Origin of the sequence: Lysobacter spongiicola DSM 21749, from assembly GCF_900167055.1 — a bacterium.
Classification (GTDB): Bacteria; Pseudomonadota; Gammaproteobacteria; order Xanthomonadales; family Xanthomonadaceae; genus Novilysobacter; species Novilysobacter spongiicola.
Genome location: NZ_FUXP01000003.1, coordinates 54699 through 77192 on the forward strand (window position 1 = coordinate 54699; position 22494 = coordinate 77192).

At 68.2% G+C, this 22494-nt stretch carries 22 protein-coding genes and 1 tRNA gene; 8 read left to right on the top strand and 15 right to left on the bottom strand.

Features of this window, described 5'->3' with window-relative positions:
• The first annotated feature begins 8 nt into the window (after positions 1-8).
• Entirely contained in the window at positions 9-497 is a 489-nt protein-coding gene (locus B5D37_RS05985; RefSeq protein ID WP_078757812.1) for a MarR family winged helix-turn-helix transcriptional regulator, read from the top strand.
• Positions 498-593: 96 nt separating this feature from the next.
• On the opposite strand, the gene B5D37_RS05990 is transcribed toward B5D37_RS05985, so the two are convergent.
• The 3 genes from B5D37_RS05990 to B5D37_RS06000 all read right to left on the bottom strand — a co-directional run bounded on the left by B5D37_RS05990 (position 594) and on the right by B5D37_RS06000 (position 4873).
• Complete coding sequence (locus tag B5D37_RS05990) at positions 594-2189, bottom strand: peptide MFS transporter (RefSeq protein WP_078757813.1); 1596 nt, start codon at positions 2187-2189, stop codon at positions 594-596.
• 139 nt (positions 2190-2328) lie between these two features.
• On the bottom strand, positions 2329-3921 hold the full coding sequence (locus tag B5D37_RS05995) for an AbgT family transporter (RefSeq protein WP_078757814.1): 1593 nt from the start codon (positions 3919-3921) through the stop codon (positions 2329-2331).
• Between the two features lie 64 nt (positions 3922-3985).
• On the bottom strand, positions 3986-4873 hold the full coding sequence (locus B5D37_RS06000; protein WP_078757815.1) for a tryptophan 2,3-dioxygenase: 888 nt from the start codon (positions 4871-4873) through the stop codon (positions 3986-3988).
• A 159-nt stretch (positions 4874-5032) separates the two neighbouring features.
• Here B5D37_RS06000 and B5D37_RS06005 point away from each other — a divergent pair, with 159 nt between their 5' ends.
• From B5D37_RS06005 to B5D37_RS06025, 5 genes are all read left to right on the top strand, one after another.
• Complete coding sequence (locus B5D37_RS06005) at positions 5033-7876, top strand: lamin tail domain-containing protein (protein WP_078757816.1); 2844 nt, start codon at positions 5033-5035, stop codon at positions 7874-7876.
• Positions 7877-7975: 99 nt separating this feature from the next.
• A complete protein-coding gene (gene pdhA, locus B5D37_RS06010) occupies positions 7976-9049 on the top strand; it encodes a pyruvate dehydrogenase (acetyl-transferring) E1 component subunit alpha (protein ID WP_078757817.1) in 1074 nt (357 codons plus the stop codon).
• Entirely contained in the window at positions 9046-10053 is a 1008-nt protein-coding gene (locus tag B5D37_RS06015) for an alpha-ketoacid dehydrogenase subunit beta (protein WP_078757818.1), read from the top strand. Before pdhA ends, B5D37_RS06015 begins: the two co-directional genes overlap by 4 nt.
• 52 nt (positions 10054-10105) lie before the next feature.
• Entirely contained in the window at positions 10106-11509 is a 1404-nt protein-coding gene (locus tag B5D37_RS06020) for a dihydrolipoamide acetyltransferase family protein (RefSeq protein WP_078757819.1), read from the top strand.
• 55 nt (positions 11510-11564) lie between these two features.
• On the top strand, positions 11565-11948 hold the full coding sequence (locus B5D37_RS06025) for a VOC family protein (RefSeq protein WP_078757965.1): 384 nt from the start codon (positions 11565-11567) through the stop codon (positions 11946-11948).
• 30 nt (positions 11949-11978) lie between these two features.
• On the opposite strand, the gene B5D37_RS06030 is transcribed toward B5D37_RS06025, so the two are convergent.
• From B5D37_RS06030 to B5D37_RS06070, 9 genes are all read right to left on the bottom strand, one after another.
• Entirely contained in the window at positions 11979-12914 is a 936-nt protein-coding gene (locus B5D37_RS06030; RefSeq protein WP_078757820.1) for an MBL fold metallo-hydrolase, read from the bottom strand.
• 19 nt (positions 12915-12933) lie between these two features.
• Positions 12934-14259, bottom strand: a complete 1326-nt coding sequence (locus B5D37_RS06035) for a tryptophan--tRNA ligase (protein ID WP_078757821.1) — start codon at positions 14257-14259, stop codon at positions 12934-12936.
• 128 nt (positions 14260-14387) lie between these two features.
• Positions 14388-14585: a CsbD family protein gene (locus B5D37_RS06040; RefSeq protein WP_078757822.1), complete on the bottom strand. Its 198-nt coding sequence runs from the start codon at positions 14583-14585 to the stop codon at positions 14388-14390.
• Positions 14586-14773: 188 nt separating this feature from the next.
• Positions 14774-14926 (bottom strand): entericidin A/B family lipoprotein, encoded by a 153-nt coding sequence (locus tag B5D37_RS06045; protein ID WP_078757823.1) that lies wholly within the window; start codon positions 14924-14926, stop codon positions 14774-14776.
• A 122-nt stretch (positions 14927-15048) separates the two neighbouring features.
• Positions 15049-15972, bottom strand: coding sequence for an arginase (gene rocF / locus B5D37_RS06050; protein ID WP_078757824.1), 924 nt, complete (start codon positions 15970-15972; stop codon positions 15049-15051).
• A 16-nt stretch (positions 15973-15988) separates the two neighbouring features.
• Positions 15989-16064: transfer RNA gene (locus tag B5D37_RS06055), tRNA-Thr, on the bottom strand.
• 12 nt (positions 16065-16076) lie between these two features.
• Positions 16077-16781 (bottom strand): SPOR domain-containing protein, encoded by a 705-nt coding sequence (locus B5D37_RS06060; RefSeq protein ID WP_078757825.1) that lies wholly within the window; start codon positions 16779-16781, stop codon positions 16077-16079.
• 52 nt (positions 16782-16833) lie between these two features.
• Positions 16834-17562 carry a type III pantothenate kinase gene (locus B5D37_RS06065; protein ID WP_078757826.1) on the bottom strand — a complete coding sequence of 243 codons (729 nt, stop codon included), beginning with the start codon at positions 17560-17562 and terminating at the stop codon, positions 16834-16836.
• Positions 17559-18578 (bottom strand): biotin--[acetyl-CoA-carboxylase] ligase, encoded by a 1020-nt coding sequence (locus tag B5D37_RS06070; RefSeq protein WP_078757827.1) that lies wholly within the window; start codon positions 18576-18578, stop codon positions 17559-17561. The genes B5D37_RS06065 and B5D37_RS06070 overlap by 4 nt, the downstream gene beginning before the upstream one ends.
• 109 nt (positions 18579-18687) lie before the next feature.
• Between B5D37_RS06070 and B5D37_RS06075 the strand changes: the two genes are divergently transcribed.
• Both B5D37_RS06075 and B5D37_RS06080 read left to right on the top strand, forming a co-directional pair.
• The gene (locus tag B5D37_RS06075; RefSeq protein WP_078757828.1) at positions 18688-18948 is read left to right on the top strand and encodes a hypothetical protein; all 261 of its coding nucleotides are present in this window, start codon (positions 18688-18690) and stop codon (positions 18946-18948) included.
• A 67-nt stretch (positions 18949-19015) separates the two neighbouring features.
• Positions 19016-19783, top strand: coding sequence for a M90 family metallopeptidase (locus B5D37_RS06080; protein WP_078757966.1), 768 nt, complete (start codon positions 19016-19018; stop codon positions 19781-19783).
• Positions 19784-19834: 51 nt separating this feature from the next.
• On the opposite strand, the gene B5D37_RS06085 is transcribed toward B5D37_RS06080, so the two are convergent.
• From B5D37_RS06085 to B5D37_RS06095, 3 genes are all read right to left on the bottom strand, one after another.
• Positions 19835-21229, bottom strand: coding sequence for an ATP-binding protein (locus B5D37_RS06085; protein ID WP_078757829.1), 1395 nt, complete (start codon positions 21227-21229; stop codon positions 19835-19837).
• A gap of 57 nt (positions 21230-21286) precedes the next feature.
• Positions 21287-21970, bottom strand: coding sequence for a response regulator transcription factor (locus B5D37_RS06090; RefSeq protein ID WP_078757830.1), 684 nt, complete (start codon positions 21968-21970; stop codon positions 21287-21289).
• 62 nt (positions 21971-22032) lie between these two features.
• Entirely contained in the window at positions 22033-22404 is a 372-nt protein-coding gene (locus B5D37_RS06095; protein WP_234987727.1) for a PepSY domain-containing protein, read from the bottom strand.
• Positions 22405-22494 lie beyond the last annotated feature (90 nt).

A 22494-nucleotide genomic window follows, 5' to 3' on the forward strand; every position in this document is an offset into this window, starting at 1 on the left:
GGTGCAACATGAACGAAACACCGGCGGTTCCGGCGGCCCATGCCGAGCTGGACCTGGAGCACTTCCTGCCCTATCGCCTGTCGGTACTGTCCAACCGGGTCAGCGACGCCATCGCCCGCGTCTACTCGGATCGCTACGACCTCGGCCGGACGGAATGGCGGGTCATGGCCGTGCTGGGCCGCTATCCGGACTTGTCGGCCAACGAAGTGACCCAGCGCACCGCGATGGACAAGGTGGCGGTCAGCCGCGCCGTTGGCAGCCTGGTGGACTCGGGTCGGGTGGTGCGGCAGGTCGATGGCGAGGATCGCCGCAGGTCGGTCCTGCGCCTGAGCGATGAGGGCACGCGCCTGTACGACGAGATCGCCCCACTGGCGCTCGGGTTCCAGCAACGCCTGCTGGGCGGCATGGATGCGGAAGAACGCGCCCTGCTCTTCCGCCTGCTGGACCGGCTGGACGAGCTGGAGATCCAGGCCGAGGCGGAATCCGCCCCGCAGTAGCCGGCGTCGCACGCACCACGGAAGCCCGCCGTGGGCACAACGAAAAACGGCGGCCCGCAGGCCGCCGTTTCCGTGGAACTTCCACAACGAGGTCTACTACTTTCGCTCGTCCTCGATGTGGATGCCTGGTGCCGCGGGTTCCGCTAGCTCACGCTCTCCCGCCAACTGATGGTCATCGTCCTTCAGCGTATCCAGGTGCATCAGGCGCTTGATCAATGGCGATACGAGCAGGAAGCCCACGCCCACGGCCACTGCAATCCAGCCGATGGTGGAATAGACATCCAGCACCACCTGCTGTGCGGCATCCTCACCCGAAGCCGCCTCGGATCCCGTAGCCGCCGCGATCAAACCGGCGACGAAGTTACCTGTCGCCGAAGCGAAGAACCAGCAGCCCATGATGAGGCTGGCCATATGTGCGGGCGCAAGGCGGTTCATCGCCGACAAACCAACTGGCGAAAGGCAAAGTTCGCCCATCGTGTGCAGCAGATAGATCAGGAAGATGAAGAGCACCGGAGTCAGGCTGCCGCTTGCTACCGCCGCGGCACCGGCCACCAGCACCAGGAAGCCGAAGCCCAACTGGATCATGCCCAAGCCGAACTTCGCCGGCGCCGAAGGCTCAAGCCCCCGCCGACCAAGCGTGGTCCACAACCAGGCAAACACCGGCGCCAGCAGGATGATGTATAGCGCGTTGATCGACTGGAACATCGATGCCGGGACTTCCCACCCCAGCATCTCCCGGTTCACATATCGGTCGGTGTAGAGGTTTAGCGACGAACCCGCCTGTTCAAACAGTGCCCAGAACAGTACCGATCCGATCATCAGGATCATCGCCGCAAAGATGCGGTTGCGTGCATGGGCGTCGAGCTTGGTGACGGCGACCCAGCCGACATACCCCAACAGGACAATGCCGGTGACGCCCAAGGCCCAGCCGACCACTTCCTGGTTCTGGACCATCCACCAGCACACGACGACGATTCCGATACCGAGCAGATAAAGCAGCCACTCGAACGGCAATCCGGCCACGCGTTGCTTAAGCTTCGCCGGAGCGGTGGACTCGCCATGGCCCTGCAACAGCGGCCTGCCGATCACGAAGACGATCAGGCCCAACAGCATTCCGATGCCGGCCGCGCCGAAGCCGTACTTCCAGCCATAGGTCTCGCCGAGGTAGCCGCACAGCAGCGAGCCCAGGAAGGCGCCAAGGTTGATGCCCATGTAGAAGATCGTATAGGCGCCGTCCCGACGCACATCAGTGCGCGGATACAGCTGACCGACCATCACCGAGATGTTCGCCTTCAGGAACCCGGAGCCAACGATGATGAAAGCCAGCGCCAGCCAAAAGGCATTGAGAGCGGGGCTGTCTCCGCCGCCGTCGCCTTCGAAACCCATCAGGAAGTGTCCAAAGGTCAGCAGGACGGCACCGTAAAGCACCGCCTTGCGCTGGCCAAGGTAGCGATCGGCGAGGTATCCGCCGATGACCGGTGTGATGTAGACCAGGGCAGTGTAGGCCCCGTAGACCATTGAAGCTTCGCCATCCGAGAACAGCCAGTGCTTGGTCAGGTACAGCACCAGCAGCGCGCGCATGCCGTAGTAGGAGAAGCGCTCCCACATTTCGGCAAAGAACAGCATGTACAGGCCGCGCGGATGTCCCAGGAAAGTCTTGCCTTCCCCTGCGGGTAATGGATTGGTAGCCACTAGTTTCTCTACTCCCCTGTTATTGGGAGACGCGCCGCGGATGCGGCAACGCCGGGTTCAAGCACTGACGCGGCCAGTGCGACGTTCAAAAATACCCCATGCGCCGCGTCCTGCGATGCCAGCGACGAGCCGGCCATGGTCATGCCGCAGGGTACCCATAGCTGGAGCCTACGCCCAGTGGGATGCCCAGCGCCCAGAAGCCGACCAGGAAGGCGGTCCATACCACCAGCAGGGTCACTGCAAATGGCAGCATCAGGGCGAGCAGGGTGCCGACGCCGCTGGATTTCACGTACTTCTGGCAGAACACCACGATCAGCGGGAAGTACGGCAGCAGCGGCGTGATGATGTTGGTGCTGGAGTCGCCGACGCGGTAGGCCGCCTGGGTCAGGTCCGGGGACACGCCCAGCTGCATCAGCATCGGCACCATGATCGCGCCGATGAGGGCCCACTTGGCCGATGCCGACCCGACCAGCAGGTTGACGAAGCCCGACAGCAGCACGATGCCGACCACCGTCAGCGACATGTGCAGGCCCATCGCCTGCAGCGCATTGGCGCCCTTGATCGCCAGCAGCACGCCGAGGTTGGACTGGCCGAAGGCATAGATGAACTGGGCGGCGAAGAACGCCATCACGATGTAGTAGCCCATGCCGCTCATCGCCTTGCTCATCCCGGCGATGACGTCGCGGTGGTTCTTCACCGAACCGGACAGGTAGCCGTAGACGACGCCCGGGATCAGGAAGAACAGGAAGATCAGCGCCACGATCGACTGCATCAGCGGCGCGGTGAACGCCAGCAGCGGAATAGTCCCTGGCGCCAGCGTGTCAGCCGGCGCCGCCCATGGCGTATCTGCAGGCAGCAGGGTCAGCGCGAACAGCACCACCGCGATCGCCATCGCGACAACCGCCCCGATGAGGCCACGCTTTTCCCGCGGGCTCAGAGGCTCCAGGGTCGGCATGTCGGCGTTGTCGCCATCCACAGGGGTGTTGCGCAGTCGTGGCTCAATCACGCGATCGGTGAGGAACCAGCCCACCGCGATCACCAGGAACGTCGATGCGGTGGTGAACACATAGTTGTTCAGCGGGCTGATGACGATCGCCGGGTCGATGAGTCTGGCCGACTCCTGGGTGAGAGCCGCGAGCAGCGGATCGAGGCTGGAGGGGACGAAGAAGGTCGCCGAGAACCCACCGGACACGCCCGCGAACGCGGCCGCGATGCCGGCCAGCGGGTGGCGGCCGGCAGCGTAGAAGATCACCGCGCCCAGCGGGATCACCAGCACGTAGCCGGCGTCGACCGCCACGTGGCTGAGGATGCCCACGCCGATCAGCGCCGGGGTGAGCAGCATTTTCGGCGTCACCGCCAGGATCGCCCGCAGGGCGGCATTGATGAAGCCGGTATGTTCGGCCACGCCCAGGCCGAGCATCGCCACCAGCACCACGCCCAGCGGCGCGAAGTTGACGAAGGTCGAGACCATCGTCGCCATGAACTGCGTCAGGTTGCCGCCGGCCAGGAGGTTGTTGATCACCACCGGCTCGCCGCTGCGCGGGTCGATCTCGCTGAAGTCCATGTTGGCCATCAGCGCCGAGACCACCCACACGGCGACCATCAGCAACAGGAACAGCACTGCGGGATCCGGCAGGCGGTTGCCCACCCGTTCGACCCCATCCAGGAACCTCGTGACCAGCCCGCGCCGCGCGGCGGGGTTCGACTGGGGGGTCGGCTCGGATGGCTTCATGCGGGTTCCCGGAGACAAGACCGGCCGATCCTAGCAGCCCCGCGACCCGTTTTCGCCAGCGTCGTCAGCCCGCGGAAGCCCCGTACCCCGGCGTACTTCCACCGCCGATCCGCGTGCGGACCTCGAACAGCTCCGGGAAGAAGGTCAGGTCCAGTGCCTTCTTCAGGAAGCCCACGCCGGAGGACCCGCCGGTGCCCGGGCGGAAGCCGATGATGCGCATCACCGTGCGCATGTGGCGGAAGCGCCAGAGCTGGAACTGGCTTTCGATGTCGACCAGCTCCTCGCACAGGTGGTAGGCGGCCCAGTGGGCATCGGGATCTTCGTAGATGCGCTCGAACACCGGCAGCAGCCCCGGGTCGGACACATGCTGGACCGACCAGTCGCGCTCGACCAGGTGCGCGGGGACGTCGTGCCCGTTGCGGGCCAGCCAGCGCAGCGCCTCGTCGTACAGGCTGGGCGCTTCCAGCACCTCGCGCAGCGATGCCTCGGCCGCGGGGTCGTGGGCGAACACCTTGAGCATCGACGGATTCTTGTTGCCCAGCAGGAACTCGATGGTCCGGTACTGCAGCGACTGGAAGCCGGAAGACGGCCCGAGGATGTCGCGGAAACGCATGTAGTCCGACGGGGTCAGCATCTCCAGCACGGACCACATCTCGGTCAGCTGGCGCAGCACCTGCTTGCAGCGGGCGAACACCTTCTGGGTGCTGCCCAGCTCGCCGGCGCGCAGGTGGGCGTTGGCCGATCGCAGCTCGTGGATCATCAGCTTCATCCACAGCTCCGAGACCTGGTGCTGGATGATGAACAGCAGCTCGTCGTGCTGCACCGGGTCGGACACCGGCCGCTGGGCGTCGAGCAACCGGTCCAGCTGCAGGTAACCGCCGTAGCTCATCCGGCCGGCGAGGTCGGTATGGATGCCGGCCTCGAGTTCGCGCTGGTTCTTGTCGACGCTCATGCGTGGCTCCTGCCGTGGGACGTGAAGGTTAACGCACGGCCCCGGCCCACCGCTCGTCGGCGCCACCGCCCGCCGTCATCCCCCTGCCATCGGATTGCGGCATGATCGGCCCACGTCATCCGCCAGCAACGGGCCGGCGGCACAACCTGGACACGACTTATGGACAAGCACCCGGGCCGCCTGCCGGCCGCGTTCCTCGTTCTGGCGCTGGCGTTCGCCGCCCCGGCCACTGCCCAGGTGGTGGTCAGCCAGGTCTACGGTGGTGGCGGTAACTCTGGCGCCACCCTGCGCAGCGACTTCATCGAACTGCGCAACACCGGGCCGGCGCCGGTCCCGCTCGATGGCTGGAGCGTGCAGTACGCCTCTTCCTCCGGCTCCAGCTGGCAGGTCACCGGGCTGCAGGGCGAGATCGCCGCGGGCGGTTACTACCTGGTCAAGCAGGCCGATGGAGCCGGTGGATCGGTGGATCTCCCGGTGCCGGACGCGATCGGCACCATCGCCATGGCGGGCTCCAGCGGCAAGGTGGCGCTGGTCAACGCCACCACCTCCCTCTCGGGCACCTGCCCGCTCGACGCGGCGGTCGACTTCGTCGGCTACGGCGGCGCCAACTGCTTCGAAGGCAGCGGCGCGGCGCCCGGCCTGAGCAACACCACCGCCGCGTTGCGCAACGGCAATGGCGCCACCGACAGCGACGACAACGCCGCCGACTTCAGCCGCGACACCCCCGATCCACGCAACAGCGGCAGCGAGGAACCGCCCCCGCCGCCGCCCGCAACCGAGCTGACCATCGCGCAGATCCAGGGCGACGCGCTGGTGTCGGCGTACGTCGACGAGCGGGTGGTCACCGAAGGCATCGTCACCGCGCGCAAGTTCAACAGCGGCTTCTTCCTGCAGGCGGCGAACGACGATGGCGATCCCGCCACCTCGGACGCGGTCTTCGTCTATACCGGCACCGCCCCGCCGGCCACGGCGGCCGTCGGTAACCGGGTGCGGGTGACCGGCGTGGTGGAGGAATACCTGCCGTCGTCCAACCGCAACCAGCTGAGCATCACCGAGATCATCGATCCCGAAGTCGAGGTGCTTGCGAGCGGACAGCCACTGCCGGAAGCGATCGCCTTGGCACCCGGCGATCTCTCTCCGGAGGCGGCTCCGGCAACGCTTGAGCGGCTCGAAGGCATGCGGGTCGCCGTCGCGGAGGCCGTCGTGGTCGCTCCCAGTGGCGGCTCGATCGACGAGAACGACGCACGTGCGTCCAGCGATGGCGTATTCCACGTGGTGCTGCCCGGCCTGGAGCGCCCGTTCCGCGAGCCCGGCATCGGCATCCTCGACCGCATCGACGTACCCGCGGGCAAGGATCCGCCACGCTTCGACACCAACCCCGAGCGGATGATGGTGCGCAGCTGGGGCCAGATCGGGTCGGAGCCGCTGTCGGTCGATGTCGGGGCCACGGTCACCGGCTTGGTGGGCGTGCTCGACTACCACAGCGGCACCTGGGCGCTGACGCCCGACGTCGCCACCCCGCCGCAGGTGGCAGGGGGTATGGCCCCGGTGGCGCTGGCGCCGGCCGCGGATGACGAGGTCACCGTGGCCAGCTTCAACCTGCTGCGGCTGTTCGACGAGGTCGCCGACGGCAATGGCGCGGTCACCCTCACCCCCGAGGCGCTGGAGCGCAGGTTGTCGAAGGCGGCACTGGCGGTCTGCGACTTCCTGCAGGCACCCGACATCGTCGCCGTGGCCGAAGTGGAGAACCAGCGCGTGCTGGACATGCTGGCGCAGCGCATCAATGCCGACTGCGCCGCCGCCCCGGCCTATGTCGCGATGCTGGAGCAGGGCAATGACGTCGGCGGCATCAACGTCGGCTTCCTCGCCAGCGCCCGCACCGCCGGCAGCGGCACCCGGGTGGAGGTGCTGGACCTGGCCCAGCTCGGCAAGGACGCCACGCTGCAGAACCCGAACGGCACCACCAGCATCCTCAACGACCGCCCGCCCTTGCTGCTGCGCGCGCGCATCCGCCACGAGGGCGGTGGCACCTATCCGGTGACGGTGATCGCCAACCACCTGCGCTCTCTCAACGGCGTCGACTCCACCGAGCCGGGAAGCTCCGGCTGGCCCACCACCGGTGACCGCGTCCGTGCCAAGCGGGCGGCCCAGGCGGCGTATCTGGCAGGGGTGGTGGACTCGCTGCAGGAGGCCAACCCAGGGGAACGCATCATCCTGGCCGGCGACTTCAACGCCTTCGAGTTCAACGACGGCTACGTCGACGTGATGGGCATCGTGCGCGGCGATCCCGCGCCGGCCGACGAAGTGCTGTTGCACGTCGAAAGCCCGCTGGGGACGCCGTTGCTGGACGGCTCGACTTTCATTGATGATCCGCTGCAGCGCTACTCCTATGTCTTCGGCGGAAACGCGCAGACGCTCGACCACGTGCTGGTGAACCAGGCACTTGCGCAGGGTGCGGATTCGATCGTGGTCGAGCACGCCCGGATCAACGCCGACTTCGGCGTGGACAACTTCGACGATCCCACCATCGCCATCCGCTCGTCCGACCACGACCCGGTGCGGTTGCGCATCCGCGCGCCGGAGTTCGGCAGCGCCGACCTGTCGGTCAGGCTGATCGGCGATGCCCACCGCATCCGCCGCGGGGCCATCGCCACCTTCGTGGTCCCCGTGCGCAACGCCGGGCCGCAGGAGGCGCTGCAGCCGCGACTGGTGCTGGCCGGCAATGTCGCGGCGGCCCACGTGGCGGTCGCCTCCCCGTCGGGCTGGAAGTGCGGCCGGCCGGAGGGCGATCACGCCTCGTTCCGGGCCGAGTGCCACCGCCGGGACGGGCGCATGGACCTCGGCACCGGCTGGTTCGCCTTCGCAGCCCTGGTGCCGCGCCGGCCGCCGGGCAACGCGCCTCTGGAATTCTCCGCCCAGGTGGAGTCGGAGACCGCCGATCCGGTCCCGGCCAACAACACCGCCACCTTCAGCGCCCGGCTGGTGGGCCGCGGGGGACGCTGAACACGACGCCGTTGTGCGGTGCAATGCGGCATCGCGCAACGGCTTTTTACGCGCTCCTCGGTATGATCAGGGTCTTTCGCTGACCGAGGAACGCGTGCAATGACGGTCGCCGCATCGTTCGAAATCGAGTACCTGCAATACATCGGGCCGGACGGCAAGACCGTCGCCGAGCTGCCCGAAGCCTTCCGTGACCCGAAAGCGCTGCTGCCGCTGTTCAAGCAGATGCTGTTCGTGCGCACCTTCGACAACAAGTCGATCAAACTGCAACGCACCGGCAAGCTGGGCACCTACGCCGCCAGCCTGGGGCACGAAGCCACCCACGTCGGCATCGGTGCCTCGATGAAGCCGGAGGATGTGTTCGCCCCCAGCTACCGCGAGTACGGCGCCCAGTTCATGCGCGGCGTGAAGCCACGCGAGGTGCTGTTGTACTGGGGTGGCGACGAGCGCGGCAATGACTTCGAAGGCCCGCGCAACGACTATCCGTGGTGCGTGCCGATCTCCACCCAGTGCCTGATGGCGGCCGGCGCGGCGCTGTCGTTCAAGCTGCGCAAGCAGGACCGCATCGCGGTCGCCTGCTGCGGCGACGGCGGCTCGTCCAAGACCGACTTCTACGCCGCACTGAACTCCGCCGGTGCGTTCAAGTCGCCGCTGGTGCTGTGCGTGATCAACAACGGCTGGGCGATCTCGGTGCCCCGCCATGCCCAGACCGGCGCGGAGACGCTTGCCCAGAAGGGCATTGCCGGCGGCCTGCACTGCCTGCAGGTGGACGGCAACGACCTGGTGGCCGTGCTGGAGGCCATGCGCCGCGCCACCGAGCGCGCACGCAACGGCGAAGGCGGCAGCGTCATCGAGTTCATGACCTATCGCCTGCACGACCACACCACCGCCGACGACGCCACCCGCTACCGCGACGACGCCGAGGTCAAGGCCGGCTGGGAGCGCGAGCCGATGACCCGCCTGCGCACCTACCTCACCGAGGCCGGCCTCTGGAGCGAGGACGAAGAGAAGGCCTGGATCGAGGAGTGCGGCAAGCGCGTCGACGTCGAGATCAACGCCTACCTGGAGACACCGGTGCAGCCCGTGGAAGCGATGTTCGACCATCTGTATGCCGACATGCCCGCCGACCTGCTCGAGCAGCGCGAGCAGGCGATCGCACGGGAGGGCCGCGCATGAGTGCCGCCAAGGACCAGAAGGCCGCCGCGCCGATCACCCTGATCGAAGCCATCACCCAGGCGATGGCCTACGAGATCCGCAACGACGACAGCGTCGTGGTGCTGGGCGAGGACGTGGGCGTCAACGGCGGCGTGTTCCGCGCCACCGCCGGGCTGCACGCGCAGTTCGGTTCGGAGCGGGTGATCGACACCCCGCTGGACGAGACCACGATTGCCGGACTCACGGTCGGCATGGCCAGCCAGGGCATGAAGCCGATCGCCGAGGCGCAGTTCGACGGCTTCATGTACCCGATGGTCGACTTCATCGTCTGCCACGCCGCACGCATGCGCTACCGCACCCGCGGCCGGCTGCACTGCCCGATGGTGCTGCGCGTGCCCTGGGGCGGCGGCATCCGTGCGCCGGAGCACCACAGCGAGGCCAACGAGGCGATCTTCACCAACGTCCCCGGCCTGCGCGTGGTCATGCCCTCCTCGCCGCAGCGCGCCTACGGCCTGCTGCTGGCGGCGATCCGCGAGCCGGACCCGGTGATCTTCTTCGAGCCCAAGCGCATCTACCGGCAGTACAAGGAACTGGTGCCCGACGACGGCGAGGCCCTGCCGCTGGACGTGTGCTACGTGCTGCGCGACGGCACCGACGTGACCCTGGTGACCTGGGGCGCACAGGTGAAGGAAGCGCTCGAAGCCGCCGAGAAGCTGGTCGAGGACGGCATCAGCGCCGAGGTGATCGACGTCGCCACCCTGCGACCGCTGGACTTCGCCACCATCGCCGAATCGGTGTCGAAAACGGGCCGCTGCGTGATCGTGCACGAGGCCCCCAAGACCGCCGGCTTCGGCGCGGAGATCGCCGCCCGCCTGGCCGAGGAGTCGATGTACGACCTGCTCGCGCCGGTCGAGCGCGTCACCGGCTACGACACCCACATCCCGCTGTTCCGCCTCGAGATGAAGTACCTGCCCAGCGTCGACCGCGTCGTTGCCGCGGCCAAGCGCGCGATGGCGGCGGGCTGATACGACAGACATTGCAAGGGCGCCGTGGCGCCCCCGCACCAGAAGGACTGCCATGAGCAACAAGAAGAGTTTCTTCCTGCCCGACCTCGGCGAAGGCCTGCCCGACGCCACCATCGTCGAGTGGACCGTCAAGGTCGGCGACACCATCCAGCTGGACGACGCGCTGGTGTCGATGGAAACCGCCAAGGCCGTGGTCGAGGTGCCCTCCCCGGTCTCGGGCAAGGTGCTGAAGCTGGCCGGCGAGCCGGGCGACGTGATCAACACCGGCGCGATGCTGGCGGAGTTCGAGATCGACCCGTCGATGCCGCAGCGTTCCGAGGGCCAGGACACCGGCCACCACCACGGCGGCGGCCAGCCGTCCAAGGGTGTGGGCAGCGAAGACCCGGCGCCGGACGACCGGGTGGTGGCCTCCGACGATGGCGGAGCCATCGAGGATGACGGCGAGGCGCCTGCGAAGGGCAAGACCCGCGAGGACAGCGGCACGGTGGTGGGCGCGATGCAGTCGTCCGACACCGTACGCAGCGAACAGGCCAGCAGCATCGGCGGGGTCAAGGCGATGCCGGCGGTACGGGCACTGGCGCGCAAGCTGAAGGTGGACCTGTCGCGGGTCAACGCCACCGGCACCGACGGCGTGGTCACCATGGCCGACGTCAAGAAGGCGGCGGCCGATGGTTCGGCACCGGCCGGTGCGGCACCCCGCGCCGCCGGCCGAGCCGAACGCGCACCCGCCCCGTCCAATGCACAGGCCCCGGCGCAGCGCAGCACGCTGTCGCAGTCCGGCAAGCCGATGCGCACCCAGCCGCCCGGCGTCGCCGCCAGCGGCCAGCCCGAGCAGCTCAAGGGCGTGCGCCGCAACATGGCGCGGGTCATGGCCGACGCGCACGCCAAGGTGGTGCCCACCACCCTGTGCGACGACGCCGACCTGCACGCATGGATCGGCAAGCAGGACATCACCGCGCGCCTGATCCGCGCCATCGTCGCCGCCTGCAAGGCGGTGCCGGCGTTGAATGCCTGGTTCGACGGAGAGAAGCTGGTGCGCACCATGCACCCGCAGGTCGACATCGGCATCGCGGTCGATACCGAGGACGGCCTGTTCGTGCCGGCCCTGCGCAACGCCGACGTCCTCGATGCCGCCGGGATCCGTTCTTCGATCCAGCGCCTGCGCGCTCAGGTCGAGGACCGCAGCATTCCGGCCAGTGAGCTGTCGGGCTACACCATCAGCCTGTCGAACTTCGGTATGTTCGCCGGCCGCTACGCCACCCCGGTGGTGGTGCCGCCGACGGTCGCCATCGTCGGCGCCGGCAAGCTCTCGCACGATGTCGTGGCGGTGATGGGTGGCGTGGAAGTGCACCGCCGGATGCCGATCTCGCTCACCTTCGACCACCGTGCCTGTACCGGCGGCGAGGCGGCGCGCTTCCTCAAGGCGCTGCTGGATGACCTCGGCTCACCGCAGTAACCGTTTCCACAGGGGCGCACCGATGGGTGCGCCCTTTTTCGTTCAGGAGGCAACCATGGCCCATCACAGCCGCCTGGCCGGCTTCATCATCGACAGCCGCACCGATGATCTCGATGCTTCGGCTAACTTCTGGGGCAGCGCACTGGGTATCCGGGTCGTCGATCCGGACTCCGGCGGCACCGGGCAATACGCCGAGTTCGGCAGCGCGCCCGGTGACCTTCACGTGGAAGTGCAGAAGGTCGAACACCCCTCGCGCGTCCACCTCGATATCGAGACCGACGACATCGATGCCGAGGTCGCGCGGCTGGAGGCGCTGGGCGCCAGCCGGGTCGCGTTCGTGAAGCGCTGGTGGGTCATGCAGGCACCGGATGGCCAGCGCTTCTGCGTGGTGCCGATGCAGACCGGCAACGGCCGCGCGGAACCCCACCGCTGGGACTGAGTTGAACTGGCCCGGCCGGGGTATCCCGGCTCAGCCCGCCGCTGCCTTGCGGTCGAGCCAGACCTCCAGCCCCTGCGCATTGAGTTCGATGTCGATCGCAAGCAGCGCATCGACTTTCGTTTCGGGCTGGTCGACGCCGTGGGTCCGTGCCCGGTCGACGTACAGCGCGCGCAACGCCGACACCAGTTTTCCGTGGCGGTCCGGCTGCCCGTCGGCGGCTTCGGCGAGCTCGACCATCCGGTCGACCAGTGCCAGCAGCCCCTCCGCCACCCGTGCGACGTCGCCTACCCGGCCGTAATGGGTGGGGTACATCGCATCGGGATCGCGCGCGAGCATGCGGCGGATGGAGTCCTTCAATGGCCCCGGCTCGAACTGCACCGGTGAACTGGTCGGGATGGCCAGCGCTCCGTTGGCCGTGTCGAATTCGCGGTAGGACAGCCCGAAGGTATCCCCGGTGAACCAGCTACGACTGCGTTCGTCCCACACGCACAGGTGGTGCCGCGCGTGTCCCGGGGTGTCGATGCACTCGAGCATCCGTCCGGCGAGGTCGACGCGGTGTCCGTCGTCAGCCACCACCACCCGTGCTTCCGGCACCGCCAGCACCTCGCCGTAGCTGCGGGCGAACTCCTGCTCCCCGTAGACCGCCGTCGCGCCGGCCACCAGCCGTGCCGGGTCCACCATGTGCCGCGCCCCGCGCGGATGCACCACCAGGCGTGCATTCGGCAGCGCCTTCATCAGCGCGCCCGCGCCGCCCGCATGGTCCAGGTGGACATGGGTGAGGATCAGCCAGTCCACGGCCTCCACCTCGAGCCCCTTGGCCCGCAGCGCCCCCAGCATGTGCGGAACGCTGTGGTTGGTGCCGCAGTCGATGAAGGCGCCCCGGCCCTGCTCGACGACCAGATAGGCCGCATCGAAGCCCGGCCGCTGGAAGCCGGTGTCGATGGTGGTGATGCCGTGGTCCGCCATGCCCCGTCTCCCGTTCCGGTCAGGCCTTGTCCGCCTTCTGCGCGGCACGTGCCGCCTCCGCCTCCGCCATCGCGGCGAAGGCGGCCGTGGCGTCCGCCTCGGTGGCGCCTTCGGCCAGCACGATCCTGTCGTCACCGCTGGCATGGCCTGCGCGCTTGAGTTCGCCGATGCACTGGCCGGCTTCCTTCGGGGACGCAAAGCCGATGCTTTGCAGCAGTACCCGATCGCCATGCACCAGCTTGAAGTAGAAGCGCCCGTCCGCCTCGCGGTATTGCTTGAACACCGGCAGGGCGGCCTTCGGACGCGGGGCATCGGTCTCCCGGTTCACCGCCGCAGTGGACAGGTCGCGCAGGCCCACTGCATCGCGGAGCCGGCGGAGCGTCGGAATGGCATGTCGTTCGCGCAGCCGCCCGGCACCATCGCGCAGGATGCGTTCGATCTCCGCCGGCCGCGACATCAGCGACTCGTAGCGCTCGCGCAACGGCGAGACCTCGGCATCGATGCGCTCGAACAGCGCCTGCTTGGCCTCTCCCCAGGCGATGCCGGCGGAGAACGCCTCCCGCATCCGGGCGGTCTCTTCGACGCTGGCGAAGGCGCGGTAGAGCTGGAACACGTTGGATGCTTCCGCGTCCTTCGGTTCGCCGGGCGCACTGGAATCGGTGACGATCGAATAGATCAGCTTCCGGAGCTCCTCGCGCGGCGCGAACAGCGGAATGGTGTTGTCGTAGCTCTTGCTCATCTTGCGGCCGTCCAGTCCCGGCAGCGTCGCCACCTGCTCCTCGATCACCACCTCGGGCAGCACGAAGTGCTCGCCGTACAGATGGTTGAAGCGCTGGCCGAAGTCGCGCGCCATCTCGATGTGCTGGATCTGGTCGCGACCGACCGGCACCTTGTGGGCGTTGAACAGCAGGATGTCGGCCGCCATCAGGACGGGGTACATGAACAGGCCAGCAGTCACCGCCGCGTCGTCGTCCTCGCCGGCCTCGCGGTTGCGGTCGACGGCCGCCTTGTAGGCATGCGCACGGTTGAGGATGCCCTTGCCCGCCACGCAGGTGAGCAACCAGGTGAGTTCGGTGGTTTCGGGGATGTCGGACTGGCGATAGAACCACACGTCCTCCGGCTGCAGGCCGCAGGCGAGCCAGCTGGCGGCGATCTCCAGGGTGGATCGCTGGACCCGCGCCGGATCCTGCACCTTGATCAGCGCGTGGTAGTCGGCAAGGAAGAAGAAGCTTTCGGCGCCTTCCGCGCGGCTGCTGGCGATGGCGGGCCGGATCGCGCCGACGTAGTTCCCCAGATGGGGCGTACCGGACGTGGTGATGCCGGTGAGGATGCGCGTGGGCTGCATGGGCCGGGAGTCGTTGGGTGGCCCGGCAGTTTACCCGCGCCACCCGCCGCACCCAACGAAAAGGGCCGGCTTGCGCCGGCCCCGGGTGTTGCAATCGCATCGTCTCGCGCGATGTCGCGCGCGATTGATCAGAGCGTCTGGCTGAAATCCCGCACTTCGCGGTCGGCCCGCTCGCGGTCCCAGCCGTAGCGCTCCTGCAGCTTGCCGGACAGGTACTCGGCGTTGCCCTCGGCGACGTCGAAGTCGTCGTCCGTCAGGTCGCCCCACTTCGCCTGGGCCTTGCCCTTCATCTGGGACCAGTTGCCGGCAATGATGTCCTTGTTCATGTGTCTACTCCTCTTGCTTGGGGGAAAGAATCGGTGCGCTGCACCAACACCTTCAACATCCCATGGCCCACGTTGCCGCCCGGTCAGGATTCCGTTAGCCCACCTTTCACGCGCGGGTGGACCGGGCACGGGCAACCAAAGAAAAGGGCCGGATCGCTCCGGCCCCTTTTCTTACCAATTGAACTGGATCAGCACGGCGGATCCTTGCAGTCTTCGGCCTTGTCCTGGACCTTCTCGCCGGCCGCTTCCACGTCTTCGCCGACACCGGCCATCGTGTTGCAGGCCGTCAGCGTGCCGGTCATGAACAGGGACATCAGCAACAGGGCAATCAAACGCTTCATGGTTCTCTCCTCGAGCAATGGGCGGGTCCAGCGGGTCGACGGACATTGCCTCCAACCCTGGGGGCCATCATTGCGTGGAGGCCTGTGAAGCCGCCGTGCACCCCGGCGCGGCCCATTCAGGATCAGTCGCGCATCAGGGTGGACTTGCCGAACAGGCTCTCGACCAGGTCGATCGCGACCAGGGCGGTGGCGTTGTTGTGGTCGAGGATCGGGTTGAGCTCGACCACGTCCAGCGAACCCATGCGGCCACTGTCGGCGATCATCTCCATCACCAGCTGCGCCTCGCGGTAATTGGGACCGCCCGGCACCGTGGTCCCGACGCCGGGGGCGACGCTGGGATCGAGGAAATCGACGTCGAAGCTCACGTGCAGGTGGGTGTTTTCGTCCATCCCCTCCAGCGCCTCCTCCATGACCCGCTTCATCCCGACCTCGTCGATGTAGCGCATGTCGTAGATGTCCAGGCCATGCTCCTTGACCAGCTTCTTCTCGCCCTGGTCGACGGAGCGGATGCCGATCTGGCGGATCACGTCGGGGTTGATCGCCGGGGCGTCGCCACCCAGGTGGGTCAGCTCACGCGGGCCAAGCCCGCACAGGCAGGCAACCGGCATGCCGTGGATGTTGCCCGACGGAGTCACCTGGTTGGTGTTGAAATCGGCATGGGCATCCAGCCACAGCACCCGCAGCTTCTTCCCGGCCTCGCGGCAGTAGCGGGCGACCCCGGTGATCGAACCCAGGCCGAGGCAGTGGTCGCCACCGAGCATGATGGGCATGCGGCCGCCGGACAGCTCTGCGTGCATCGCTTCCATGACCAGGCGGTTCCACTCGGCGACCTGCTGCAGGTGGCGGTACCCGTCCACCGGCCCTTGCCAGGGATTGCGCGGGCCATCCAGGTTGCCGCGATCGAGCACGTCGATGCCGCGGGCGACGAGCGCCTCGCCGAAACCGGCGATGCGAAGCGCCTCCGGCCCGAGACGCGCCCCGCGGTCGCCAGCGCCGATATCGGTGGGCGCACCGATGAGTGAAACAGGCGGGTAGCTACGATCCATGGGCGGCTCCTGGTATTGGTGCCGGCTGTCAGAGTCGAACTGACGACCTACCGCTTACAAGGCGGTTGCTCTACCAACTGAGCTAAGCCGGCGAAACGCCCATTCTACCGCGCCGGAGTGGGCGCCGCTGCCTCGCCGGAGGCCTCCGCGCCCGTGTCCAGCTCGCTGCAGTCCAGCGGCTCCAGCCCGCCGGCACCGACGACCTCGGCGAATACGGGGGCATCGAAGAACTCACCGGCACCGATGTCGAGCCAGTACCGGGGTGGCCCGGCGCCGACCGGGGCCACCTGCGCATCGAAACCGGCCGCGGCCAGCGCGGCCTGCCGCTCGCGCGCCGGCGCCTCGTTGCGGAACAGCCCCAGGGCGACCGATCCGGCCTGCTCGCCGTCGCGCAACACGTAGTAGTCGAGGAAGCCGGCTTCGGCGATGTCGTTGGCCACCGTCTCGGCCGCCGCGATGTCGGCGAATGCGGGCAGGTAGACCCGCCAGTTGCGGGCGGTGCCGGCCCAGGTCGTTCGCCGCTGCAATTGCGCCACCACCGGTTGCAGCCGCGACTGCGCCTTTTCCAGCGTCGCCTCGTCTTCGAACGGACCAAACGAGTGGCATTGGGTCACCACGACCGATGCGGGCGGGGGCGCGGGGCTGGGGTCCCCGCCTGCACCGGCCGATGGCGCATCGACCAGCTGCAACCGGGCGACGCCCGGGGAGGCTTCGGGAGAGGCCACCGGGGCCGGATCACGCAGCAGCCACCACAGGGCGACGCCGACGTTGAGCACCAGCAGCAGGACGATGAGTGCGCGGATCAGCATGGGCGGATTGTAGCCACCACCGTCGCCGCCCGGCCGGCGCCCTCCGTCTCCCTCAGGCGGCTGCCCACCGCGCCAGCCCGTCGAGCACGAGCGAAGGTGCCAGCCGGGCGTCGGGGAGATGTCGCAACAGCGACTCCGCGCCCCCACCATGCAGGTACAAGCGCGGCCGGGTGTCCGCAACCCCTGGAGCCAGCAACAGGCTGCGTTCGATCAGCGCGACCGCGGCGCCTTCGCACCCCGATGCGAGTGCGTCGGGGGTGTCATCGGCGAACTCCTGGTACACGCCGCCGCTGCCCGGCAGGTGGGGCACGCGCTCGTGCATCGCCTCGCGCATCAGCGTGGGAGATGGCGCGATCCGGCCGCCCCGATGCACCCCCTGCCCATCGACCAGATCGATGGTCAACGCCGTGCCGATGCCACAGACCAGCGCGGGTCCTGCGCCCGGCCCGACCACTGCCAGCATGGCAAGGAAGCGGTCGACGCCGAGGTGGGAGGGGTCCGGATAACCGATCTTGAGGCCTTTCCAGCGCCGTGGCGTTCGCGCGATGGCGATGCGCTGGCAGTGCCGCGACAGGACCTGCAATAGCTCGACCCGCAGTGCCTCCCCGGCCACGCTGGCGACATGGGCGACGTCGAACCGGCCGGGCAGCATCGCCGCCACCGCGGCTTCGAGCCCGTCCCGCCGGTGGTCGAGCGCCACCACTTCCCCAACCGTGCCGTCGGCCCGTAGGGGCGCCGCCTTCAACCGCGTGTTTCCGAGGTCGAACAACCACTGGCTCATGCAGGGCCGCCATGGCGCCGGATGCTCGCCTCGCCGGAGTGGAAGCTGCGCTCGGTGCCGTCTTCCATGCGCACCCGGAGCGCACCGTCGGATGCGACGCCAAGGGCCTCGCCCGTCGCCACCGGGCCACTTCCGGTGCCAGGGGCGGGGTGGATGTCGACCCGATGCCCCGCCAGTACGTCGACCGCTGCATAGCGCGGCAGAAAGGGCTGGAGACCGTGGGTATCGAACTCGTCCAGCGCCGGCAGCCAATGCGCCAGCAAGCCCGCCGCGATCGCATTGCGCGGTACCGCGGCGACGCCGCCGAGGCTGGCCAGGTCGCACCAGGGCTGGTCGATCCGGTCGCCATACGCCTGCGGCATCCGGACATTCAGGCCGAGGCCGATCACCGCCCGCGCCGGCCCCCCGTGCTCCCCGCCCCCTTCCACCAGCAGCCCGCCCAGCTTGCGCAGCCCGTCCGCGCCGGCGACAACAAGGTCGTTGGGCCACTTGAGCCGCACCATCGGGTAGCCCAGCGCATGCAGGGCCTCCGCGGCCGCGATGCCGACCACCAGGCTCAGGCCGCCCAGTCGCGCCAGGCCACCGTCGAAGCTGCGCGACAACGACAGATAGAGGTGCGCGGCCAACGGCGAACACCATTCCCGCCCCTGCCGGCCGCGGCCCCCGGTCTGCCGCTCAGCCAGCAGCACGGTCGACAGGTCGGTGCGATCAGCGGGCGCTGGCCGGCGCAGCAGTTCGCTGTTGGTCGAATCCAGCGTCCAGGCGATCTCCAGCGATGCCAGGCGGGCCCGCGTGTGGGGCTGGAGCGAGTCGATGATGGCTTCGTGGTCGAGCAGGTCGAAGGGCTGCTCGAGCTCATAGCCGCGGCCCGGCACCGCGGCGATCGGCACGCCCGCCTGCCGCAATGCTTCCATGCGCTTCCAGATCGAAGCGCGCGTCTGGCCCTGCTCCCGTGCGAGCGCGTCGCCGGAAACCGGGCCCTGGATCAACCGCGACAGGATTTCCCGCTCGTCCATGCCGGCGATTATGCGTGAGCCGACGTTGCGGCGGTGCAGCAGCGCCTCGGTGCGCGAGGCGCTATAGTCAGGGATTCGCCGGTGTCGACCCGGTAGAGGGATCCTGTCCATGCCCCGCATCGTCCTTTGCCTGCTGCTTGCCGTGCTGAGCACTTCCGTTGCCGCGCGCGAAGTGAAGATGAGCTCGCCGGACGGGGGTGGCTGCGCGGATGCCGAATCTGTCGCAACGGCCACCAGTGCGGCCGCGCCGGCATCCGGCAAGGTGGCCGCGCCCGCAAGCGAGTCGAAGCACGGGCTGCGCCCCGACGTCGAGCCGCATCGCGTGCCCGGCGTGCGCTGGCACAGCTTCCTGCCGGGCATGTTCCGCTGATACCACGGTGCTGACCGGTCCGGGACCGGGGCACTGCCGACACGGCTGCTGACCTCCCTTGTTCAACCTGCTCCGCCGGTTCCGGCCCCTGCCCGCTCCCATCGATCCCGCGCTCTGGCGCGACACCCGCTCTTCATTGCCGTGGGTGCAGGCGCTCGACGGGGACCGGGCTACCCGGCTGCAGACACTGGCGACGCTGTTCCTGCGCGACAAGACCATCACTCCGATCGGCGACCTCCAGCTCGATCCGCTTCGGCGCTGCCAGCTCGCTGCCCTGTGCTGCCTGCCCCTGCTCGATTTCGGGGAGGAAGGCCTGCACGGATGGTCACAGCTGATCGTCTACCCGGATGCATTCCGGGTGCAGAGTACCCATGTCGATGCGGCCGGCGTGCTGCACGAATGGCAGGACGAACTGATCGGCGAAGCCTGGGACGCGGGCCCGCTGGTGCTGTCCTGGGCCGACGTCGAGAATGATTGCGCGCACCCGCGCGAAGGCTTCTGCGTGGCCACCCACGAGATGGCACACAAGCTCGACGTGCTCGACGGGCTGCTCGACGGCACGCCGCCGCTCCCGCGTCCCTGGCAGCGGCAGTGGGCGAAGGACTTCCAGGCCGCTTACGACGCACTGGTGGCCGAAGTCGAAGCGGGCCGCGAGCCGGAGATCGATGCCTACGCCGCCGAGTCCCCGGAGGAATTCTTCGCGGTGGCGACCGAGTACCACTTCAGCGATCCGTCGACGCTGCGGGCGGGGATGCCGGCGGTGGCGGAACACCTCGAGCGCCTCTACGGCCCCGCCCCATTCGCAACCGCCGGGGCCCACCTAGGAGCGACGTAAGTCGCGACCGCGGGATCCGATACCAGGTACAGGTCGCGACTGACGTCCCTCCTACAGGCGCGGGGGCAACCGCACTTCGAAACGGGCGCCGCCGAGCTCCTCGGATGCCTTCACGTCCAGCGTGCCGCGATAGGCACGCACGATGTCCTGCACGATCGCCAACCCGATGCCGTGCCCGTGCACGCGCTCGTCTCCGCGCACGCCACGCTGCAGCACCAGAGCGACCTTCTCCGGCGGGATACCGGGGCCATCGTCGTCGACCGCGATCACCAGCCCCGGCCGCCGGTTGGGGGCGGTGTCGCCAGGTTGCACGGTCAACAGCACCCGCGAGCGGGCCCACTTGAAAGCGTTCTCCAGCAGGTTGCCGAGCAGCTCCTGCAGGTCGCCGGGCTCACCCTGGAACTGCACTCCCTCGCCCAAGTCGAACTCGCAGAGCACGCCCTTCGCGGCGTAGACCTTCTCCAGGCCACGCACCAGTTGTTCGGCATGCGGTTCGATGTCGACCGGCGCGGAGAACAGCGCATGGCCTCCGGAGGCGGCCCGCGCCAGCTGGTAGGACACCAGGTCGTTCATCCGTCGCAGCTGCATGTCGACGTCCTCGCGCAACTCGTTCTCGGGTGCGTTGTCGTCGAGCCGTGCGCGCAGCACCGCCAGTGGCGTCTTCAAGCTGTGGGCAAGGTCGGCGAGCGTATTGCGCTGCTGTTCCAGGTTCTCGCGCTCGCTCTCGATGAAGGCATTGATGCTTTCGGCCAACGGCTCCAGCTCGCGCGGGTGCCGCTCGCTCATGCGCGAGGCCAGGCCGCGCTGCACCCGCTTGAGCTCTTCGATCACCCGCCGCAGTGGCCGCAGGCTCCAGCGCAGGATCAGCGCCTGCAACAGCAGCAGGATCAGGCCGGCGCCACCGAGATAGCGCCACAGCGCCTCCCGGAACACCTCGACCTGGCGGCTCAGCGCCGTCGTGTCTTCAAGGATATAGATGGTGTACGGGCGCTCCGCCTCGGGATCATCGCCCCCGGCGTAGATCAGGCCGCGCCCGTAGCGGTACGCTTGGCCCACCTCGCCATTGATCTCGGTGATCGGCAGCGGGCCCTCGAAGGTCTCCGCGCGTGACCCGAGCATCGACGCCTCGGGCAGGATCGGCCCCATCGACGAGGGCGAATCCCAGTGCCCATCCGCGAAGACGACCTCCGCATAGAGCCCGCTGCCGGGACGCTCGAAGCGCGGATCCGGCGGGGTGTAGGGGGGAATGAAGGTGCCGTCGCGGGCGAAGTCGCTGTCGGCATAGGCCAGCGCGTAGCTGCGCAGGCGCTGGTAAAGATTGCTTTCCGCAGTCTCGAGGAACGCGCGATCGAGCGCGTACCCGGCCAACGCCAGGAAGGCAACGAGGCCGAGGCTGGCCGCCAGCAACTGGCGCGCCTGCAGCGAACGGGGCTGGCCCCAGTTCATGCCGGGCAGGCGCAGGCGTGGCGGCCGTTGCCGCCGCCCGTCACCGGATGCAGGGCATCACTCTCCGCTGCGCGGAATGGCAAAGCGGTAGCCGCGACCACGCACCGTCTCGATCGGCTTGAGCGTGCCGTCGGGATCCAGCTTCTTGCGCAGGCGGCCGATGAAGACTTCCAGCACGTTGGAATCACGATCGAAATCCTGCTGATAGATGTGCTCGGTCAGGTCGGCCTTCGAGACCAGTTCCCCGGCATGCATCATCAGGTATTCAAGCACCTTGTACTCGTAGCTGGTCAGGTCGACGTTGCTGTCGTGCACGCTGACCGTCTGCGCGGCCAGGTCCAGCATCACCGGCCCGCATTCCAGGGTCGGCTTGCTCCAGCCGGCGGCGCGGCGCACCAGCGCGTTGAGCCGGGCGAGCAGTTCCTCGACGTGGAACGGCTTGACCAGGTAGTCGTCGGCACCCTGTTTCAGGCCCTCGACCTTGTCCTGCCAGCTCGAGCGCGCAGTGAGGATCAGCACCGGGAACTTCTTGCCTTCCTCGCGCAGCGCCTTGATCAGCTCCATCCCGGACATCTTGGGCAGGCCCAGGTCGATGATGCCCAGGTCGAACGGCACCTCGCGGCCCATGTAGAGGCCTTCCTCGCCGTCCTGCGCGGCATCGACGGCGAAGCCCTCCCGCTTGAGCCGCGCAGCGAGGGTTTCGCGCAACGGGGCTTCGTCTTCCACCAGCAGGATTCGCATGAGTGCTCCTTGTACGGTCGGTCAGGGTCCCTGAACAGGAACCATGAACGAAGGGTGGCGGTTCAGTTGTCTTTGTCGCGTGTAGGGACGGGACGCACCGGCCGACGCGCAGCGGGATCGTCGACATAGACGCGGACGCGACCACTGGCGTCCACCACCTTGACCCGGTTGATGTTCCTGCCGTCATACGGCACGCGCTCCGCACTGAGCACCTGGCCGCCACTCCGGCGCTCCACCCGACGCACCGCATCCGACAGCGCCCGATGGTCGGAGCCCCGCTTGGCGTGCCGCGATTCGTCGCGCTCCACCAGGTCCCGCTGCGACTGGCGCGCCGGTTCCCGGCTGGCCTGCGCCGCCCAGGCATCGCCACCCATGGACAGGGTCACGACGATTGCGGCGACAGACAACGCGACGGGGACAGCCTGGATCTGCATGGCACTCACGAAAGGTCGGAAGGAGCGTGGCGTGGGCCACGGACGTCATTCTTGGAACGCTGCAGTGAATCCGGTATGAACTTTTCCTTC

Bases quoted from the DNA above. Each gene is read 5' to 3' on its own strand.
- B5D37_RS06075 (WP_078757828.1), top strand. From the start codon at position 18,688: ATGCCCCGCATCGTCCTTTGCCTGCTGCTTGCCGTGCTGAGCACTTCC.
- B5D37_RS06060 (WP_078757825.1), bottom strand. From the start codon at position 16,781: ATGCTGATCCGCGCACTCATCGTCCTGCTGCTGGTGCTCAACGTCGGC.
- B5D37_RS06020 (WP_078757819.1), top strand. From the start codon at position 10,106: ATGAGCAACAAGAAGAGTTTCTTCCTGCCCGACCTCGGCGAAGGCCTG.
- B5D37_RS06070 (WP_078757827.1), bottom strand. From the start codon at position 18,578: ATGGACGAGCGGGAAATCCTGTCGCGGTTGATCCAGGGCCCGGTTTCC.
- B5D37_RS06015 (WP_078757818.1), top strand. From the start codon at position 9,046: ATGAGTGCCGCCAAGGACCAGAAGGCCGCCGCGCCGATCACCCTGATC.
- B5D37_RS06085 (WP_078757829.1), bottom strand. From the start codon at position 21,229: ATGAACTGGGGCCAGCCCCGTTCGCTGCAGGCGCGCCAGTTGCTGGCG.
- B5D37_RS06030 (WP_078757820.1), bottom strand. From the start codon at position 12,914: ATGGCGGACCACGGCATCACCACCATCGACACCGGCTTCCAGCGGCCG.
- B5D37_RS06095 (WP_234987727.1), bottom strand. From the start codon at position 22,404: ATGCAGATCCAGGCTGTCCCCGTCGCGTTGTCTGTCGCCGCAATCGTC.
- rocF (WP_078757824.1), bottom strand. From the start codon at position 15,972: ATGGATCGTAGCTACCCGCCTGTTTCACTCATCGGTGCGCCCACCGAT.
- B5D37_RS06005 (WP_078757816.1), top strand. From the start codon at position 5,033: ATGGACAAGCACCCGGGCCGCCTGCCGGCCGCGTTCCTCGTTCTGGCG.
- B5D37_RS06000 (WP_078757815.1), bottom strand. From the start codon at position 4,873: ATGAGCGTCGACAAGAACCAGCGCGAACTCGAGGCCGGCATCCATACC.
- B5D37_RS06040 (WP_078757822.1), bottom strand. From the start codon at position 14,585: ATGAACAAGGACATCATTGCCGGCAACTGGTCCCAGATGAAGGGCAAG.
- B5D37_RS06045 (WP_078757823.1), bottom strand. From the start codon at position 14,926: ATGAAGCGTTTGATTGCCCTGTTGCTGATGTCCCTGTTCATGACCGGC.
- B5D37_RS06025 (WP_078757965.1), top strand. From the start codon at position 11,565: ATGGCCCATCACAGCCGCCTGGCCGGCTTCATCATCGACAGCCGCACC.
- B5D37_RS05985 (WP_078757812.1), top strand. From the start codon at position 9: ATGAACGAAACACCGGCGGTTCCGGCGGCCCATGCCGAGCTGGACCTG.
- B5D37_RS06090 (WP_078757830.1), bottom strand. From the start codon at position 21,970: ATGCGAATCCTGCTGGTGGAAGACGAAGCCCCGTTGCGCGAAACCCTC.
- B5D37_RS06035 (WP_078757821.1), bottom strand. From the start codon at position 14,259: ATGCAGCCCACGCGCATCCTCACCGGCATCACCACGTCCGGTACGCCC.
- pdhA (WP_078757817.1), top strand. From the start codon at position 7,976: ATGACGGTCGCCGCATCGTTCGAAATCGAGTACCTGCAATACATCGGG.
- B5D37_RS05995 (WP_078757814.1), bottom strand. From the start codon at position 3,921: ATGAAGCCATCCGAGCCGACCCCCCAGTCGAACCCCGCCGCGCGGCGC.
- B5D37_RS06065 (WP_078757826.1), bottom strand. From the start codon at position 17,562: ATGAGCCAGTGGTTGTTCGACCTCGGAAACACGCGGTTGAAGGCGGCG.